This window comes from Kitasatospora sp. NPDC088264 (assembly GCF_040685715.1).
Taxonomy (GTDB): domain Bacteria; phylum Actinomycetota; class Actinomycetes; order Streptomycetales; family Streptomycetaceae; genus Kitasatospora.
The window spans coordinates 17,877-32,260 of record NZ_JBFBIR010000042.1; the positions used below are offsets into that span (position 1 = coordinate 17,877).

The following is a 14,384-nucleotide window of genomic DNA, read 5'->3' on the forward strand; positions in this document are numbered from 1 at the left end:
AGGGGCGGAAGCTCGCCGTCACGGTGGATTCGGCAGTGCCGGTTGTCCGGAGCGTCCATAATGAGGGGGAGAGACTCTCACTTGTCCCATTGCCCTCTCCTCGCCCGGCCGCAACGGCGCGGTCAGGTCGATCCCCCGAAGGTGCCATGCCCCCCACACTCGCCTCCGTTGTCCGCAACAGTTCGCTCCATCTGACGGTCCTCGCCGGCGCGGACCACCTGGAGCGGCCGGTCCGCTGGGTGCACACCAGCGAGCTGGACGACCCGACGCCGTTCCTGGAGGGTGGCGAGCTGCTGCTCACCACCGGGATCAAGCTGGGCCGTACGGCGGCCCAGTTGCAGGCGTACGTGCACCGGCTGGCCGATGCCGGGGTGGTGGGGCTGGGCCTGGGGGTGGGGCTGTCGCATACGGAGGTGCCGCAGCCGCTGGTGGACGCGGCCGCGCAGCGGGGGCTGCCGCTGCTGCGGGTGCCGGAGCCGACGCCGTTCATCGCGATCAGCAAGGTGGTGTCCGCGGCGCTGGCCGCGGAGCAGTACGAGGCGGTGACGACCTCCTTCGAGGCGCAGGAGGAGCTGACCCGGGCCGCGCTGGGCAAGGACGGTACGACGGCGGTGGTGCGCCGGCTGGCGGCCCGGCTGGGCGGCTGGGCGGCGCTGTACGACGGCTCGGGGGCGCTGTCGGTGGTGGCGCCGGACTGGGCGGCGCGCCGGGCGGGGCGGCTGGCGGCGGAGGTGGACCGGCTGCGCCGGCGTCCGGCGCCGTCGAGCGCCGCGTTGCAGGGGCGGGCGCCGGGGATCGACACGGCGGACGAGGACTACGTGGTGGTCCAGTCGCTGGGGGCGGACCGGCGGGCCCGGGGCTTCCTGGCGGTGGGCACCGAGGACCGGATCACCCCGACCGAGCGGTACGTGCTGAACGCGGCGGTGGCGCTGCTGACCCTGACGCTGGAGCGCTCGCGCGAGCTGCGCCAGGCCGAGGAGCGGATGGGCGCGGCGCTGCTGCGGATGGTGCTGGCGGGCGAGGTGGCGACGGCCCGCCAGGTGGCGGTGGGGCTGTTCGGCGGTATGCCGGAGGGGACGATACGGGTTCTGGTGGCCGGGGCCGGGCCGAACGCGGAGGCCGCGGAGGCGCTCGGGGAGCTGGGGGACCGGGCCGAGCAGGCGGGTGCCCGGGTGGGCGAGAAGCTGCTGGTGGCGCGGGAGGACGGCGCGCACGGGGCGCGGCTGATGGTGCTGGCGCTGGACAACGGGGCGGTGCACCGGGCCTGTCTGGGTGCGGTGGAGGAGCACGAGGGCCTGTCGCTGGGCGTGTCGGCGCCGGCCGCGCTGGAGGACGCGGGGACGGCGCACGCGCAGGCCGAGCGGGCGCTGGCGGTGGCGCTGCGCGGTGGCCGGCGGTCGGTGGACCACGAGGAGGTCGGTGCGGGGTCGCTGCTGCCGTTGCTCGGCGAGGACGCGGTGACGGCGTTCGCCGAGGGGCTGCTGCGGCCGCTGCGCGAGCACGACCGGACGGCCCGCGGCGATCTGGTGGCCTCGCTGCGGGCGTGGCTGTCCCGGCACGGGCAGTGGGACGCGGCGGCGGCCGATCTCGGGGTGCACCGGCACACGCTGCGCTACCGGATGCGGCGGGTCGAGGAGCTGCTGGGGCGTTCGCTGGACGACACCGACGTGCGGATGGAGCTGTGGCTGGCGTTGCGCTCCGGCGAGGAGTAGGTCGCACCCGAGCCGCACAGAGCCGCACCGCACCGGGCCGCACCGGACCGGGCCCCGTCCGGGCTCAGCCCGGGAGGCCCTGGACGGGATGGAGCAGCGTCGGGGGCGAACGCTCCGAGTCGGCCAATCCGGTCGGTGCGCCGGCCCACCTACCCTCGGGTTCGGGTCCCACACCCGTGGGCCCGATGACGACGAGGAGAGGGCCGGTACCACGGTGACCACCACGTACGATTTCTGGCTGGCCGGCCGGCGGGCGAGCGGCGACGCCGACTTCGAGGTGCACAACAGCTGGGACGGCCGTCTGGTCGGCAAGGTGAGCATCCCGACCGAGGCCCAGGTCGAGGAGGCGCTGGACGCCGCCGTCGCCGCGCTGCCGGTGTTCGCCGCCACCCCGGCGCACGTCCGTTCGGCCGCGCTGGACCACGTGGCCAAGCGCCTGGCCGAGCGCACCGAGGAGCTCGCCCAGCTGATCACCGCGGAGAACGGCAAGCCGATCAAGTGGGCCCGTGGTGAGGTCGGCCGCGCGGTGTCGGTCTTCCGCTGGGCGGCCGAGGAGGCCCGCCGGACCAACGGCGAGACGATGCGGCTGGACACCGACCCGGGCGGCGTGGGCCGTTTCGCGGTGGTGCGCCGCTTCCCGCGCGGTGTGGTGCTGGGGATCGCCCCGTTCAACTTCCCGCTGAACCTGGTCGCCCACAAGGTCGCCCCGGCGATCGCGGTCGGTGCCCCGATCATCCTGAAGCCGGCCCCGGCGACGCCGCTGTCGGCGATGGTGCTGGGCGAGATCCTGGCCGAGACCGACCTGCCGGCCGGTTCGTGGAGCATCCTGACGGTGCCGAACGACCGGATGCCGGCGCTGGTGCAGGACGAGCGCCTGCCGGTGATCTCGTTCACCGGTTCGGACAAGGTCGGCTACCAGATCATGGACTCGGTGCCGCGCAAGCACTGCACCCTGGAGCTGGGCGGCAACGCCGCGGCCGTGGTGCTCGCCGACTGGTCCTCGGAGGCCGACCTGGACTGGGCGGCCACCCGGATCGCGATGTTCGCCAACTACCAGGGCGGCCAGTCCTGCATCTCGGTGCAGCGCGTGATCGCCGACGCGTCGGTGTACGACGCGCTGGTGGAGAAGGTCGTGGCCAAGGTCAAGGCCCAGGTCACCGGTGACCCGAACGACGACGCGACGGACGTCGGCCCGCTGGTGGACGAGAACGCCGCGAAGCGGGTGGAGTCCTGGGTGGACGACGCGGTCGCCAAGGGCGCCAAGGTGCTCGCCGGCGGGGGCCGCGAGGGTGCGACCTACGCGCCGACCGTGCTGGCCGAGCTGCCCGCGGACGCGATCCTGGCCAAGGCCGAGGTGTTCGGCCCGGTCCTGTCGCTGCACCGGGTGGACGGCGTGGACGAGGCCTTCGCGGCCGTCAACGACTCGGCGTTCGGCCTTCAGGCGGGCGTGTTCACGCACGACCTGCAGACCGCCTTCCGCGCCCACCGGGAGCTGGAGGTCGGCGGTGTGATCATCGGCGACGCGCCGTCCTACCGCGCCGACCAGATGCCGTACGGCGGCGTCAAGGACTCCGGCGTCGGCCGTGAGGGCGTCCGGTACGCGATGGACGACTACACGGTCGAGAAGGTCCTGGTCCTCAGCGGCCTCGACCTCTGAGCGAACCCGTGAGTGAGGGGCCCGGTCCGGTGACCGGGCCCTTCGCCCGTTCCGGGGCCCGGTCGGCCCAGCCGTCGTGTCCGCCCGTGTCAGCCGTTGTGTCCGCCCGCGACGGAGACGGCCTCCTCGACCGGGGTGTCGCCGGCGACCAGCTCCAGTGTCTGCCCGGCCGTGCCCGGTGCGCGCAGCAGCGCGGCGAGGACGGCGGCGACGTCGGCCCGGTCCACGGCGCCGCGCGCGACCGAGGCGGCGAGCCGGACCAGGCCGGTGCCGGGGCCGTCGGTGAGGCGGCCGGGGCGCAGCACCGTCCAGTCCAGGGCCGTGCGGGCCCGGACGGCGTCGTCGGCGGCGCCCTTGGCCCGCAGATAGGTCTCGAAGACCTCGTCGGCGGGGTGCTGGGCGTGGGCGTCGGCGCCCATCGAGGAGACCATCAGGTAGCGCCGGACGCCCGCGAGTTCGGCGGCGTCGGCGAGCAGCACGGCGGCGTCGCGGTCGACGGTGTTCTTGCGGGCGGCGCCGCTGCCCGGTCCGGCGCCGGCGGCGAAGACCACCGCGTCGGCGCCAGCGAGCAGTTCGGCGAGTCGCGGGGCGGTGGCGGACTCCAGGTCGAGCAGCAGCGGTTCCGCGCCGGCGTCGGTGAGGTCCCGGGCCTGTTCGGGGCGGCGGATGATCCCGGCGGGCCGCTCGCCGCGCGCGGCGAGCAGCCGTTCGAGTTTCAGCGCGATCTGTCCGTGGCCCCCGGCGATGACGGTACGCATGGCTCCGACGGTAGCCCGGGGCGCGGACCGGCGTCCTGTCGGGAGGCGTCCTGCGCGGGGCCCCGGGCAGGACACAATGGGCGCATGACTTCGCTCGCCCACCCGCAGCTGCGGTTCACGCCCACCGTGCAGGACCCTTCCGGCCCCCGGGAGCTGGTGATCCTCGGTTCGACCGGGTCGATCGGCACCCAGGCCATCGACGTGGTGCTCCGCAACCCGGACCGGTTCCGGGTGGTCGCCCTGTCGGCGGCCGGCGGCCGGGTGGAGCTGCTCGCCGAGCAGGCGCTGCGGCTGGGCGTGCACACGGTGGCGGTGGCGGACCCGGCGGCCGAGCCGGCGCTGCGCGCGGCGCTGGCGGCGAAGGCGGCGGGCGCTGCGCTGCCGGCGGTGCTGGCGGGGCCGGACGCGGCGACCGAGCTGGCCGCGATGGAGTGCCACTCGGTGCTGAACGGCATCACCGGGTCGATCGGGTTGCGGCCGACGCTGGCCGCGCTGAGGGCGGGCCGGGTGCTGGTGCTGGCCAACAAGGAGTCGCTGATCGTCGGCGGCCCGCTGGTGAAGGCGGTGGCGCGGCCGGGGCAGATCGTGCCGGTGGACTCCGAGCACGCGGCGCTGTTCCAGGCGCTGGCGGGCGGTACCCGGGCCGAGGTCCGCAAGCTGGTGGTGACGGCCAGTGGCGGTCCGTTCCGCAACCGGACGCGTGAGCAGCTGGCCGGGGTGACGCCGCAGGACGCGCTGGCGCACCCGACCTGGGCGATGGGCCCGGTGGTCACGATCAACTCGGCGACCCTGGTGAACAAGGGCCTGGAGGTGATCGAGGCGCACCTGCTGTACGACGTGCCCTTCGACCGGATCGAGGTCGTGGTCCATCCGCAGTCGGTGGTGCACTCGATGGTGGAGTTCACCGACGGTTCGACGCTGGCGCAGGCCAGCCCGCCGGACATGCGGATGCCGATCGCGCTGGGTCTGGGCTGGCCGGAGCGGGTGCCGGACGCCGCCCCCGGCTGCGACTGGACCAAGGCCGCGACCTGGGAGTTCTTCCCGCTGGACGACGAGGCCTTCCCGGCGGTGGAGCTGGCCCGCGAGGTGGGCACCCTGGGCGGTACCGCGCCGGCGGTCTTCAACGCGGCCAACGAGGAGTGCGTGGAGGCGTTCCTGAAGGGGCGCCTCGCTTTCACGGGAATCGTGGACACTGTTGCCAAGGTCGTCGCCGAGCACGGCACGCCCGTGCCGGGAACTTCCCTGACGGTCGAGGACGTCCTGCACGCGGAGGACTGGGCCCGCGCCCGGGCCCGCGAGCTGGCGGCGGGCTGACGGCGGCGGGTTGACGGCGTGGGCCGTTTCCGGCCGGGTGTACCCGTACCGGGTGTCCGGCCGGGCGTGACTGCGGTAAGACAAGACGACGAGCGGAGCGGCATGACGGAGGGCCAGCGGTGGCAATGGTTTTGACGGTGGTCGGCATCCTGGTCTTCGCGGTCGGGTTGCTCGTCTCGATCGCCTGGCACGAGCTCGGCCACCTCTCGACGGCCAAGCTGTTCGGCATCCGGGTGCCGCAGTACATGGTCGGCTTCGGCCCGACCGTCTGGTCGCGGAAGAAGGGCGAGACCGAGTACGGCTTCAAGGCGATCCCGCTGGGCGGCTACATCCGGATGATCGGGATGTTCCCGCCGGGTGCGGACGGCCGGATCACCAAGCGCAGCAGTTCCCCTTGGCGCACCATGATCGAGGACGCCCGAGAGGCCTCCTACGAGGAGCTCCAGGAGGGCGACGAGCACCGGCTGTTCTACACCCGCAAGCCGTGGAAGCGCGTCATCGTCATGTTCGCCGGGCCGTTCATGAACCTGGTCCTGGCGTTCGGCCTGTTCCTGACGGTCCTGATGGGCTTCGGCGTCTCGACGGCGGTGCCGACCATCGGCTCGGTCGCCCAGTGCGTGGTCAAGGCCGGTTCGCCGACCGACGTGTGCCCCGCGGACGCGCCCAAGACCCCCGCCAACGAGGTGGGGCTGCGGCAGGGGGACAAGGTCCTCTCCTTCGGCGGGGACCGGATCCGCGACTACGACCAGCTCCAGGCGGACATCCGGAAGTCGGCCGGCCAGCAGGTCGAGATCCTGGTCGACCGGGGCGGGCAGCAACTCGTCCTCAAGCCCGTCATCGCCGTCAACGACGTGCAGAAGTACGACGGCAACGGCGTGCCGCTCAAGGGCCAGACCGTGCAGGCCGGCTTTCTCGGCTTCACCCCCAAGCAGGGGGTCGTCCAGCAGAGCTTCGGGCAGTCCCTGGACCGGATGGTCGGCATGGCCGAGAACGGGGTGAAGTCGCTGGCCGCGCTGCCGGGCAAGATCCCCGGTCTGTGGAACGCCGTGGTCGGGGACTCCCCGCGTGACCCGGACTCGCCGATCGGCATGGTCGGCGCCGCCCGGGTCAGCGGTGAACTGGTGAGCATGGACCTGCCCGCCAGCCAGCGGGTGGCGATGTTCGTCAACCTGCTGGCCGGGATCAACCTCTCGCTCTTCCTGTTCAACATGCTGCCGCTGCTCCCGCTGGACGGCGGCCACATCGCGGGCGCGGTGTGGGAATCGGTCCGCCGCCGATTCGCTCAGCTGTTCAAGCGGCCCGATCCCGGGCCCTTCGACGTCGCCAAGCTGATGCCGGTGGCGTACGTCGTGGCCAGCGTCTTCATCGGCTTCACCCTGCTGGTGATGGTCGCCGACCTGGTGAACCCGGTGAAGATCAGCTAGAGCGTTCGGGTACGGCGGGTGTGCTGGGGTCCGGCGCCGTGCCGTACCGTGGAGGCCGGGTGCGCGATCGAGGCGCGCCCGGCCTCGGCCGTCCCACTGGCCGGGCGGTCGACCACACCTCAACCCCGGGGAACCCTGCGCACATGACCGCGATCTCGCTCGGTATTCCGTCCCTGCCGCTCAAGCCGCTCGCCAAGCGCCGTGTATCCCGGCAGATCATGGTCGGCAACGTACCGGTCGGCGGTGACGCTCCCGTCTCGGTGCAGTCGATGACCACCACCGTGACCTCGGACATCAACGCCACGCTGCAGCAGATCGCTGAGCTCACCGCATCCGGGTGCCAGATCGTCCGGGTCGCCGTCCCCACCCAGGACGACGCCGACGCGCTGCCGATCATCGCCAAGAAGTCCCAGATCCCGGTGATCGCCGACATCCACTTCCAGCCGAAGTACGTCTTCGCCGCGATCGACGCCGGTTGCGCCGCGGTCCGCGTCAACCCGGGCAACATCAAGGCCTTCGACGACAAGGTCGGCGAGATCGCCAAGGCCGCCAGGGACGCCGGCGTGCCGATCCGGATCGGCGTCAACGCCGGCTCGCTCGACAAGCGCCTGCTGGAGAAGTACGGCCGCGCCACCCCCGAGGCCCTGGTCGAGTCCGCGCTCTGGGAGTGCTCGCTGTTCGAGGAGCACGACTTCCGCGACATCAAGATCTCGGTCAAGCACAACGACCCGGTCGTGATGATCAACGCCTACCGCCAGCTGGCCGCCGCCTGCGACTACCCGCTGCACCTCGGCGTCACCGAGGCCGGCCCCGCCTTCCAGGGCACCATCAAGTCCGCGGTCGCCTTCGGCGCGCTGCTCGCCGAGGGCATCGGCGACACCATCCGGGTCTCCCTCTCCGCCCCGCCGGCCGAGGAGATCAAGGTCGGCAACCAGATCCTGGAGTCGCTCGGCCTGCGCCAGCGCGGCCTGGAGATCGTCTCCTGCCCGTCCTGCGGCCGCGCCCAGGTCGACGTCTACAAGCTGGCCGAGGAGGTCACCGCCGGCCTGGAGGGCATGGAGGTGCCGCTGCGCGTCGCCGTCATGGGCTGCGTCGTGAACGGCCCGGGCGAGGCCCGCGAGGCCGACCTCGGCGTCGCCTCCGGCAACGGCAAGGGCCAGATCTTCGTCAAGGGCGAGGTCATCAAGACCGTCCCCGAGTCGAAGATCGTCGAGACCCTGATCGAGGAGGCGCTCAAGCTCGCCGAGCAGATGCAGGAGGCGGGCGTCGAGGCCGGTACGCCGACCGTCGTCGCGGCCGACTGACCACACAGGGTCCGCGCGGTGCGCCGCGCGCAGTCTTCCGGAAGCGGGGCCGTCCGTTCGCGGACGGCCCCGCGGCCGTAGCCGGGTGGGGCCACGGAGTAGGGTGCGGCCAGATTCGTCTCAGTGAGGTGCTGTCTCGATGCTCGATCGAGGTGTGATGCTCCCCGGCTCGTTCCAGGCCGCCCGCGCCCTGGCCACCACCCGCGTGTTGGAGCCCCCCGACCTCGCGGACGCCTTGGAGATCCTCCACCGCGACCCGGTCGCCAACTCCTTCGTCGCCACCCGGGTCGAGGCCGTCGGTCTGGACCCCTGGCGGCTCGGCGGCGAGATGTGGGGCTGGTACGACGGGGACGGCGCCCTCGCCGCGCTCTGCTACGCCGGGGCCAACCTCGTCCTGGTCGACGCCGGGCCGGAGGCCGTCGCCGCCTTCGCCGAGCGGGCCCGCCGGCAGGGCCGCCGCTGCTCCTCGATCGTCGGCCCGGCCGGGGCCACCGCCGCCTTCTGGGCGCTGCTGGAACGCAGTTGGGGCCCGGCCCGCGAAGTCCGCGCCCACCAGCCGCTGTTGGCCACCGCCGTGCCCTCCGCCGAGATCGCGCCGGACCCGCTGGTGCGGCGGGTGCGGCGGGAGGAGATCGACGCGCTGATGCCCGCCTGCGTGGCGATGTTCACCGAGGAGGTCGGGGTCTCCCCGCTGGCCGGTGACGGCGGCCTGCTCTACCAGGCCCGGGTCGCCGAACTCGTCTCCGCCGGGAGGTCGTTCGCGCGTTTCACCGAGGACGGCGAGGTCGTCTTCAAGGCCGAGATCGGCGCCGTCACCGAGGGCGCCTGTCAGGTCCAGGGCGTCTGGGTCGCCCCCGGGTACCGGGGCCGGGGCCTCTCCGAGACCGGCATGGCCGCCGTCCTCGACCTCGCGCTGCGCGAGATCGCCCCGGTGGTCTCGCTCTACGTCAACGACTTCAACCTGCGGGCCCGGGCCGCCTACCGGCGGGTCGGCTTCCGTGAGGTCGGCGCGTTCATGAGCGTGCTGTTCTGAGTCCGCTCCCCGGGAGTTCGGTTCCGATCTTCGCCCGCGCCGGCGGCCCACGGGTAGTAACGTCCGAGGCATGGATCAGCTGACCGGGGTGACGATCGAGGCCATCGACCTTGCGGCCTGGGCGCCGCAGGCGCTGGAGGTCCAGGCGGTGGCGTTCGGCCTGACGGCCGAGGAGGTCGCGGTCCGGCTGCACATCGTCGGCCGGCACGCCCACCAGCCCGGGGTGATCGCGCTCGGCGCGATGAGCGGCGGCCGGCTGGTCGGTTTCGGCTACGGGATGCCCAACCAGCGCGACCACTGGTGGAGCACGGTGATCGAGCCCTACCTGGACGCGCGCGGCCACGACGCCTGGCTGGACGACGTGTTCGCCGTCACCGAGCTGCACGTGCTGCCCGAGTACCAGGGCCAGGGCGTCGGCTCCCGGCTGATCCGCACCCTCTGCGAGCGCTCCGGGCTGGAGCGCAGCATCCTCTCCGCGATCGACGCGGAGACCCCCGCCCGGCGGCTCTACCGGGCGCTCGGCTACCAGGACCTCGCCCGTGCGGTGCGCTTTCCCGCCACGGACCGGCTGTACGCGGTGATGGGGGCCCGGCTTCCGCTGCGCGGGCCGGGCGAGGCGTAGGGCTCGCCCTACAGCGCCCCGGCGAACTCCAGGTAGAGTTCGGCGTCCTCCCGGCGGCCGGCCGCCAGGGCCCGCAGGGCGAGGTCGACGGCCCGGAACAGCGTCCAGCCGCGCAGCCGTTCCCGGTCCACCTCCAGCGCGTCCGCGAGCTGGTGCAGCCGGCGGCGGACGGCCGCGGCCACGCCGGGGGAGCCGACCAGGGTGTCCGCCCGGTCCAGCGCCAGCCGGGCCAGGTCGAAGGCGCGCTCGCCGGCCAGCGGGCGCGGGTCGATCGCCAGCCAGGGCGCTCGGTCGGCGGCGAGCACGTTGCCGTGGTGGAAGTCCCCGTGGAGCAGGAAGGTCTCGGCGGCGGAGCCGGCCAGGCCGTCGGCGGTGTCCAGCGCCTCGGCGATCAGCGGCTCGGCCTCGGCGGCGCCGGGCAGGGCGCGGTGCCCGCGCAGCCGTTCCGCGGTGTCGGCGGTCCGGGCCGCGAGGGTCGGGAACGGGTGGTCCTCGGGCAGGGTGCTCCAGAGCCGGTGCAGCAGGCTGGTCGCCTCCAGCATCGCCTTCGCCTCGGCGAGCGAGCGCAGCGGGATGTCCCCGTGCAGCCGCTCCAGCAGTTGGACGCCCTCGGCGGGGTCGGTGTCCAGCAGCAGGACGGCCCCGCGCCCGGCCCAGTGGGCGAGCGCCGCGTGCTCCAGCGCGGTCTCGGGGGTCCGCAGGCCGGTCTTGAGGACGGCGGGGGAGAGGTCGTCGCGGTGGACGTAGGCGACCAGGCTCAGGCTGCCGCCGGGGTCGAGCACCCGCTCCAGGGTGAGGTCCCAGCGCGCCAGGTGGGCGGCCACCCGCGCGGGCAGCCCGGCCAGCCACTGCCGGCCCGGTTCGCCCTCGCTCGCCGCGACGCCGCGCGCCAGCCAGGCGGGGACGGTGATCTGCGGTGCTGCTCCCGACATGCCGGCCTTCCGGTTGACGCTCCCCCGTTGGTGTTACCCGTCCATTGTCGGCCATGAACGGGAAACCGCAGGTCAGCGCTGCGGGCCCTAGGGACTGGTGGCCGTGGGGGTGGGGAGGGGCTCGGGGATGCCGGGGAAGGCGGGGTCGGCCGCGCCCCAGCGGTGGGCGCGCAGGGCGCTGTCGCGCAGGGCGTCGGCGGCGGTGCCCCGTTGGGGGCCGGGGACGGCGGCGACCAGGTCGGCGTAGACGGTGGTGAGCCGGGTTTCGAGGTGGGCGGCGAGCTTGGTGGCGCCGGCCGCGTCGGTGACGGCGAACGGGAGCTGGTAGCCGCCGGCGGCGGCGGCCGGGGTGGCGCCGAGGGAACCGATCAGCCGCTGCCAGGCGTCCCGCCGGGCCTCGTGGGCGGCGTAGGCGGTGCGGGCGTCGGTGCGCTGCTGGTCCTCGGGGAGCCGGGCGCCGACCACGCCGTAGCCGTAGACGGCGGCGTGTTCGGCGCCGAGGGCGCCCTGGAGGGCGGTCACCGCTGCTGCGGCGGCGGGGTCGGCCGACGGGCCGGCGGAGGGGGGAGCGGTGGGCTGGTCGCTCGGGGGCGCGGTCGGCGCCTCGGTGGGGGTGGCGGCAGGGGGCGGGGCGACCGGCGGGGTGGTGTCGCCGAGGGCGACGGCGTGCAGCACGTCGGAGGCGGCGACCGAGGCGAGCAGCCGGGCCAGCGGCGGCCGGGCTGCGGCCAGGTCGGTGAGGCGGGCCTGGGCGGTCTGCCGTTCGAGTGCGGCGAGCGCGGCGGGGGTGCCGACCGGCGTTCCGCTCGCTGCCCCGCTCGCTGCCCCGCTCGGCGGCGCGCTCGGTGTCCCGCCCGGGCCGGCCGAGGACGTGGCCGGGGACGCCGGGGGGATGGAGGCGGCCGGCAGCCCGTAGGCGAGGGCGGCGCGGTGCTGGGCCACCTCGGCCCGGAGCGGCTGCAGCACGGCGGCCTGGGCGCCGCCCGGGCCGGCGAGCAGCGCGTCGTAGCCGGCCAGCAGCGTGTCGGTGGCGGCGATCGAGCGCAGGATGACCGGTTCGTCCGGGTTCGGCAGCGGGCCGCGGTTGCCGGGCGTGGTGTCGTTGCCGCCGTGGGAGCCGGTGCAGGCGGTGAGGGCGGTGAGGGCGAGCAGCCCGAGAGCCAGGAACGTCCGTCGGCTGGGCGGCTGCATGGGTGTCACTCCGGGGCGTGTGCGGGAGGGCGGCCTCCCCGCCTGCCCTTCGTAGGCGTGAATGATTACAGAATCCCCACGATTCCGGGCGGGGATTCGGATCCAGGGACGCCCCGGGAGCGGGTGTGAGCTTGCTCGCAGTGGGTGGCGTGCGCCCGGTCGGGGGTGGTCCGGAATCGGTGGTTCGCGGCTTCACCGGCTAGGCTTTGGGCCGAGCTGCCGTGACCCGGTGTGCGCCGGACCGGCGCCGGAGGGTGCGGAGCGACCTTCTGACAACAGCAGACGCGGCCGAGGAGTCCACCCGGATGAGCACCACCCACACCGACCGGCTGCGCGCGTTGCTGGAGCCGCTGGCCGTGCAGGCCGGTCTGGACCTGGAGGACGTCAAGGTCACCAAGGCCGGCAGCCGCCGCCAGGTGCAGATCGACGTCGACACCGACGGCGGCGTGGACATGGACGCCATCGCCGAGTTCAGCCGGGTGGTCGGTGAGGCTCTGGACGAGTCGGACCTGATGGGCGACGAGCCCTACCTGCTGGAGGTCGGTTCGCCGGGCGCTGAGCGTTCGCTGGACCTGCCCCGGCACTGGCGTCGCGCGGAGGGCCGACTGGCCAAGATCCACCTGGTCGACGGCGGGGAGATCGTCGCCCGGGTGCTGGAGGCGGACGAGGACGGCGCGCTGGTCGAGGTGCAGCCGGTGAAGGGTCGCGGCCGTCCGAAGGAGCGCCGGCTGGCGTACGCCGAGGTGGATCGGGCGCGCGTGCAGGTCGAGTTCAACCGCAAGGACGACAAGCTCCTCGACGAGGCCGCGGACTACGCGGACGACGACGCCTCCGAGGAGGGGGACGACGGTGCGCTGTGACCTGCGCACCGCCCGGACCATGACGAACGTGACGAAGAAAGACGAGGAGGCGTAGCCGTGGACATCGACATGAGTGCCCTGCGCACGCTGGTCAACGAGAAGAACATCCCCTTCGACCTGCTGGTCGAGTCCATCGAGTCCGCCCTCCTCACCGCGTACCACCGCACCGAGGGCTCGCGCCGCCGCGCCCGGGTGCACCTGGACCGCAAGTCCGGCCACGTCACCGTGTGGGCGACGGAGGACCCGGCCGAGCTGGACGAGGGCGTCGAGCCCAAGGAGTTCGACGACACCCCGAACGGCTTCGGCCGGATCGCGTCCAGCATCGGCATCCAGGTGATGATGCAGCGCCTGCGCGACGCCGCCGACGACCAGACCTTCGGCGAGTACGCGGGCAAGGAGGGCGACATCGTCACCGGTGTCGTCCAGCAGGGCAACGACCCGAAGAACGTGCTGGTCGACATCGGCAAGCTGGAGGCCATCCTGCCGCCGCAGGAGCAGGTCCCGGGCGAGGACTACCGGCACGGCACCCGGCTGAAGTGCTACGTCGTGGCGGTGCGCCGCGGTGTGCGCGGGGCCTCGGTGACGCTGTCGCGGACGCACCCGAGCCTGGTGAAGAAGCTGTTCGCGCTGGAGGTCCCGGAGATCGCGGACGGCAGCGTGGAGATCGCGGCGATCGCCCGTGAGGCCGGCCACCGCACCAAGATCGCGGTCTGGTCGCGCCGGGCCGGGCTGAACGCCAAGGGCGCCTGCATCGGCCCGATGGGCAGCCGGGTGCGTGCGGTGATGGGCGAGCTGCACGGCGAGAAGATCGACATCGTCGACTGGTCGGAGGACCCCCGGGAGATGGTCGCCGCGGCGCTGTCCCCCGCACGGGTGACCAGCGTGGAGATCGTCGACCTGGCCCAGCGTTCCGCCCGGGTGATCGTGCCGGACTACCAGCTGTCGCTGGCGATCGGCAAGGAGGGGCAGAACGCCCGCCTCGCCGCCCGCCTCACCGGCTGGCGGATCGACATCCGGCCGGACACCGAGGGCCAGCCCGAGGACGGCGGTCGGGACACCGACCGCTGAGCGCGGCGCTGACCGGCCGTTCGCCCCGTCAAAGCCCCCCGCCGTTCCGCCCGGGATCGGCGGGGCGGCGCCATGTCCCTTCGGAGGGGTAGACTTGCCTTCGTCTGGCCGGACGCACGTCCGAGCACGCCCGGAACGCACCTGCGTGGGCTGCCGCAAGCGAGCGGCCAAGCACCAGCTGTTGCGTGTCACGGCGGTCGAGGGCGTCTGCGTCCCCGACCCCCGTGGCGCACTGCCGGGCCGGGGCGCTCACCTGCACCCCGATCCGGCCTGCCTCGACCTCGCGGTTCGCCGTCGGGCGTTTCCCCGGGCCTTCCGCCTCCAGGGGACGCTCGACACGGAGCGGCTCCGCGAGTTCATCGGGGAGCGGACCGTCGACACCCCGGCGCCCTGAGTCCCTCAGGCCGCCCGGTGGGGCGACGCCCGCAACGGCCGCCGCTCAGTGCGGCGGGAGAACCACCGCAACAAGCACGGTTCGCGGGCAGCCGCGTGCCGTGTCACCAGTCAGG

Annotated in this window: 13 protein-coding genes; 10 read left to right on the forward strand and 3 right to left on the reverse strand. The window is 73.8% G+C overall.

Annotation, left to right across the window (positions count from 1 at the left end):
• The first annotated feature begins 146 nt into the window (after positions 1 to 146).
• Together AB0O82_RS26890 and AB0O82_RS26895 are read left to right on the forward strand one after the other, a co-directional pair.
• The gene (locus tag AB0O82_RS26890) at positions 147 to 1,712 is read left to right on the forward strand and encodes a PucR family transcriptional regulator (RefSeq protein ID WP_363586511.1); all 1,566 of its coding nucleotides are present in this window, start codon (positions 147 to 149) and stop codon (positions 1,710 to 1,712) included.
• Positions 1,713 to 1,926: 214 nt separating this feature from the next.
• Complete coding sequence (locus AB0O82_RS26895) at positions 1,927 to 3,369, forward strand: aldehyde dehydrogenase family protein (protein WP_063347635.1); 1,443 nt, start codon at positions 1,927 to 1,929, stop codon at positions 3,367 to 3,369.
• A gap of 89 nt (positions 3,370 to 3,458) precedes the next feature.
• On the opposite strand, the gene AB0O82_RS26900 is transcribed toward AB0O82_RS26895, so the two are convergent.
• On the reverse strand, positions 3,459 to 4,127 hold the full coding sequence (locus AB0O82_RS26900; protein WP_363586512.1) for an NAD(P)-binding oxidoreductase: 669 nt from the start codon (positions 4,125 to 4,127) through the stop codon (positions 3,459 to 3,461).
• 84 nt (positions 4,128 to 4,211) lie between these two features.
• Between AB0O82_RS26900 and dxr the strand changes: the two genes are divergently transcribed.
• The 5 genes from dxr to AB0O82_RS26925 all read left to right on the forward strand — a co-directional run bounded on the left by dxr (position 4,212) and on the right by AB0O82_RS26925 (position 9,824).
• Complete coding sequence (gene dxr, locus AB0O82_RS26905) at positions 4,212 to 5,441, forward strand: 1-deoxy-D-xylulose-5-phosphate reductoisomerase (RefSeq protein ID WP_350885642.1); 1,230 nt, start codon at positions 4,212 to 4,214, stop codon at positions 5,439 to 5,441.
• 119 nt (positions 5,442 to 5,560) lie between these two features.
• Positions 5,561 to 6,865 (forward strand): site-2 protease family protein, encoded by a 1,305-nt coding sequence (locus AB0O82_RS26910; protein WP_363586513.1) that lies wholly within the window; start codon positions 5,561 to 5,563, stop codon positions 6,863 to 6,865.
• 143 nt (positions 6,866 to 7,008) lie between these two features.
• Entirely contained in the window at positions 7,009 to 8,169 is a 1,161-nt protein-coding gene (gene ispG / locus AB0O82_RS26915; protein ID WP_363586514.1) for a flavodoxin-dependent (E)-4-hydroxy-3-methylbut-2-enyl-diphosphate synthase, read from the forward strand.
• Between the two features lie 157 nt (positions 8,170 to 8,326).
• Positions 8,327 to 9,202, forward strand: coding sequence for a GNAT family N-acetyltransferase (locus AB0O82_RS26920; protein ID WP_350885688.1), 876 nt, complete (start codon positions 8,327 to 8,329; stop codon positions 9,200 to 9,202).
• Positions 9,203 to 9,272: 70 nt separating this feature from the next.
• The gene (locus AB0O82_RS26925) at positions 9,273 to 9,824 is read left to right on the forward strand and encodes a GNAT family N-acetyltransferase (RefSeq protein ID WP_063347629.1); all 552 of its coding nucleotides are present in this window, start codon (positions 9,273 to 9,275) and stop codon (positions 9,822 to 9,824) included.
• Positions 9,825 to 9,832: 8 nt separating this feature from the next.
• Here the strand turns inward: AB0O82_RS26925 and AB0O82_RS26930 are convergent, their stop codons facing one another.
• Entirely contained in the window at positions 9,833 to 10,756 is a 924-nt protein-coding gene (locus tag AB0O82_RS26930; RefSeq protein ID WP_363586515.1) for an aminoglycoside phosphotransferase family protein, read from the reverse strand.
• A gap of 87 nt (positions 10,757 to 10,843) precedes the next feature.
• Positions 10,844 to 11,947 (reverse strand): ferritin-like domain-containing protein, encoded by a 1,104-nt coding sequence (locus tag AB0O82_RS26935; RefSeq protein WP_363586516.1) that lies wholly within the window; start codon positions 11,945 to 11,947, stop codon positions 10,844 to 10,846.
• Positions 11,948 to 12,252: 305 nt separating this feature from the next.
• Between AB0O82_RS26935 and rimP the strand changes: the two genes are divergently transcribed.
• From rimP to AB0O82_RS26950, 3 genes are all read left to right on the forward strand, one after another.
• Positions 12,253 to 12,807, forward strand: coding sequence for a ribosome maturation factor RimP (rimP, locus tag AB0O82_RS26940; protein ID WP_350885651.1), 555 nt, complete (start codon positions 12,253 to 12,255; stop codon positions 12,805 to 12,807).
• Between the two features lie 57 nt (positions 12,808 to 12,864).
• A complete protein-coding gene (gene nusA / locus AB0O82_RS26945) occupies positions 12,865 to 13,875 on the forward strand; it encodes a transcription termination factor NusA (protein WP_063347626.1) in 1,011 nt (336 codons plus the stop codon).
• A 145-nt stretch (positions 13,876 to 14,020) separates the two neighbouring features.
• Positions 14,021 to 14,269 carry a YlxR family protein gene (locus AB0O82_RS26950; RefSeq protein ID WP_063347625.1) on the forward strand — a complete coding sequence of 83 codons (249 nt, stop codon included), beginning with the start codon at positions 14,021 to 14,023 and terminating at the stop codon, positions 14,267 to 14,269.
• Positions 14,270 to 14,384: the final 115 nt, after the last annotated feature.

Coding starts and splice junctions, on each gene's coding strand:
- AB0O82_RS26890 (WP_363586511.1), top strand. CDS start 147: ATGCCCCCCACACTCGCCTCCGTTGTCCGCAACAGTTCGCTCCATCTG.
- AB0O82_RS26900 (WP_363586512.1), bottom strand. CDS start 4,127: ATGCGTACCGTCATCGCCGGGGGCCACGGACAGATCGCGCTGAAACTC.
- dxr (WP_350885642.1), top strand. CDS start 4,212: ATGACTTCGCTCGCCCACCCGCAGCTGCGGTTCACGCCCACCGTGCAG.
- ispG (WP_363586514.1), top strand. CDS start 7,009: ATGACCGCGATCTCGCTCGGTATTCCGTCCCTGCCGCTCAAGCCGCTC.
- AB0O82_RS26920 (WP_350885688.1), top strand. CDS start 8,327: ATGCTCCCCGGCTCGTTCCAGGCCGCCCGCGCCCTGGCCACCACCCGC.
- AB0O82_RS26925 (WP_063347629.1), top strand. CDS start 9,273: ATGGATCAGCTGACCGGGGTGACGATCGAGGCCATCGACCTTGCGGCC.
- AB0O82_RS26930 (WP_363586515.1), bottom strand. CDS start 10,756: ATGTCGGGAGCAGCACCGCAGATCACCGTCCCCGCCTGGCTGGCGCGC.
- AB0O82_RS26935 (WP_363586516.1), bottom strand. CDS start 11,947: ATGCAGCCGCCCAGCCGACGGACGTTCCTGGCTCTCGGGCTGCTCGCC.
- rimP (WP_350885651.1), top strand. CDS start 12,253: ATGAGCACCACCCACACCGACCGGCTGCGCGCGTTGCTGGAGCCGCTG.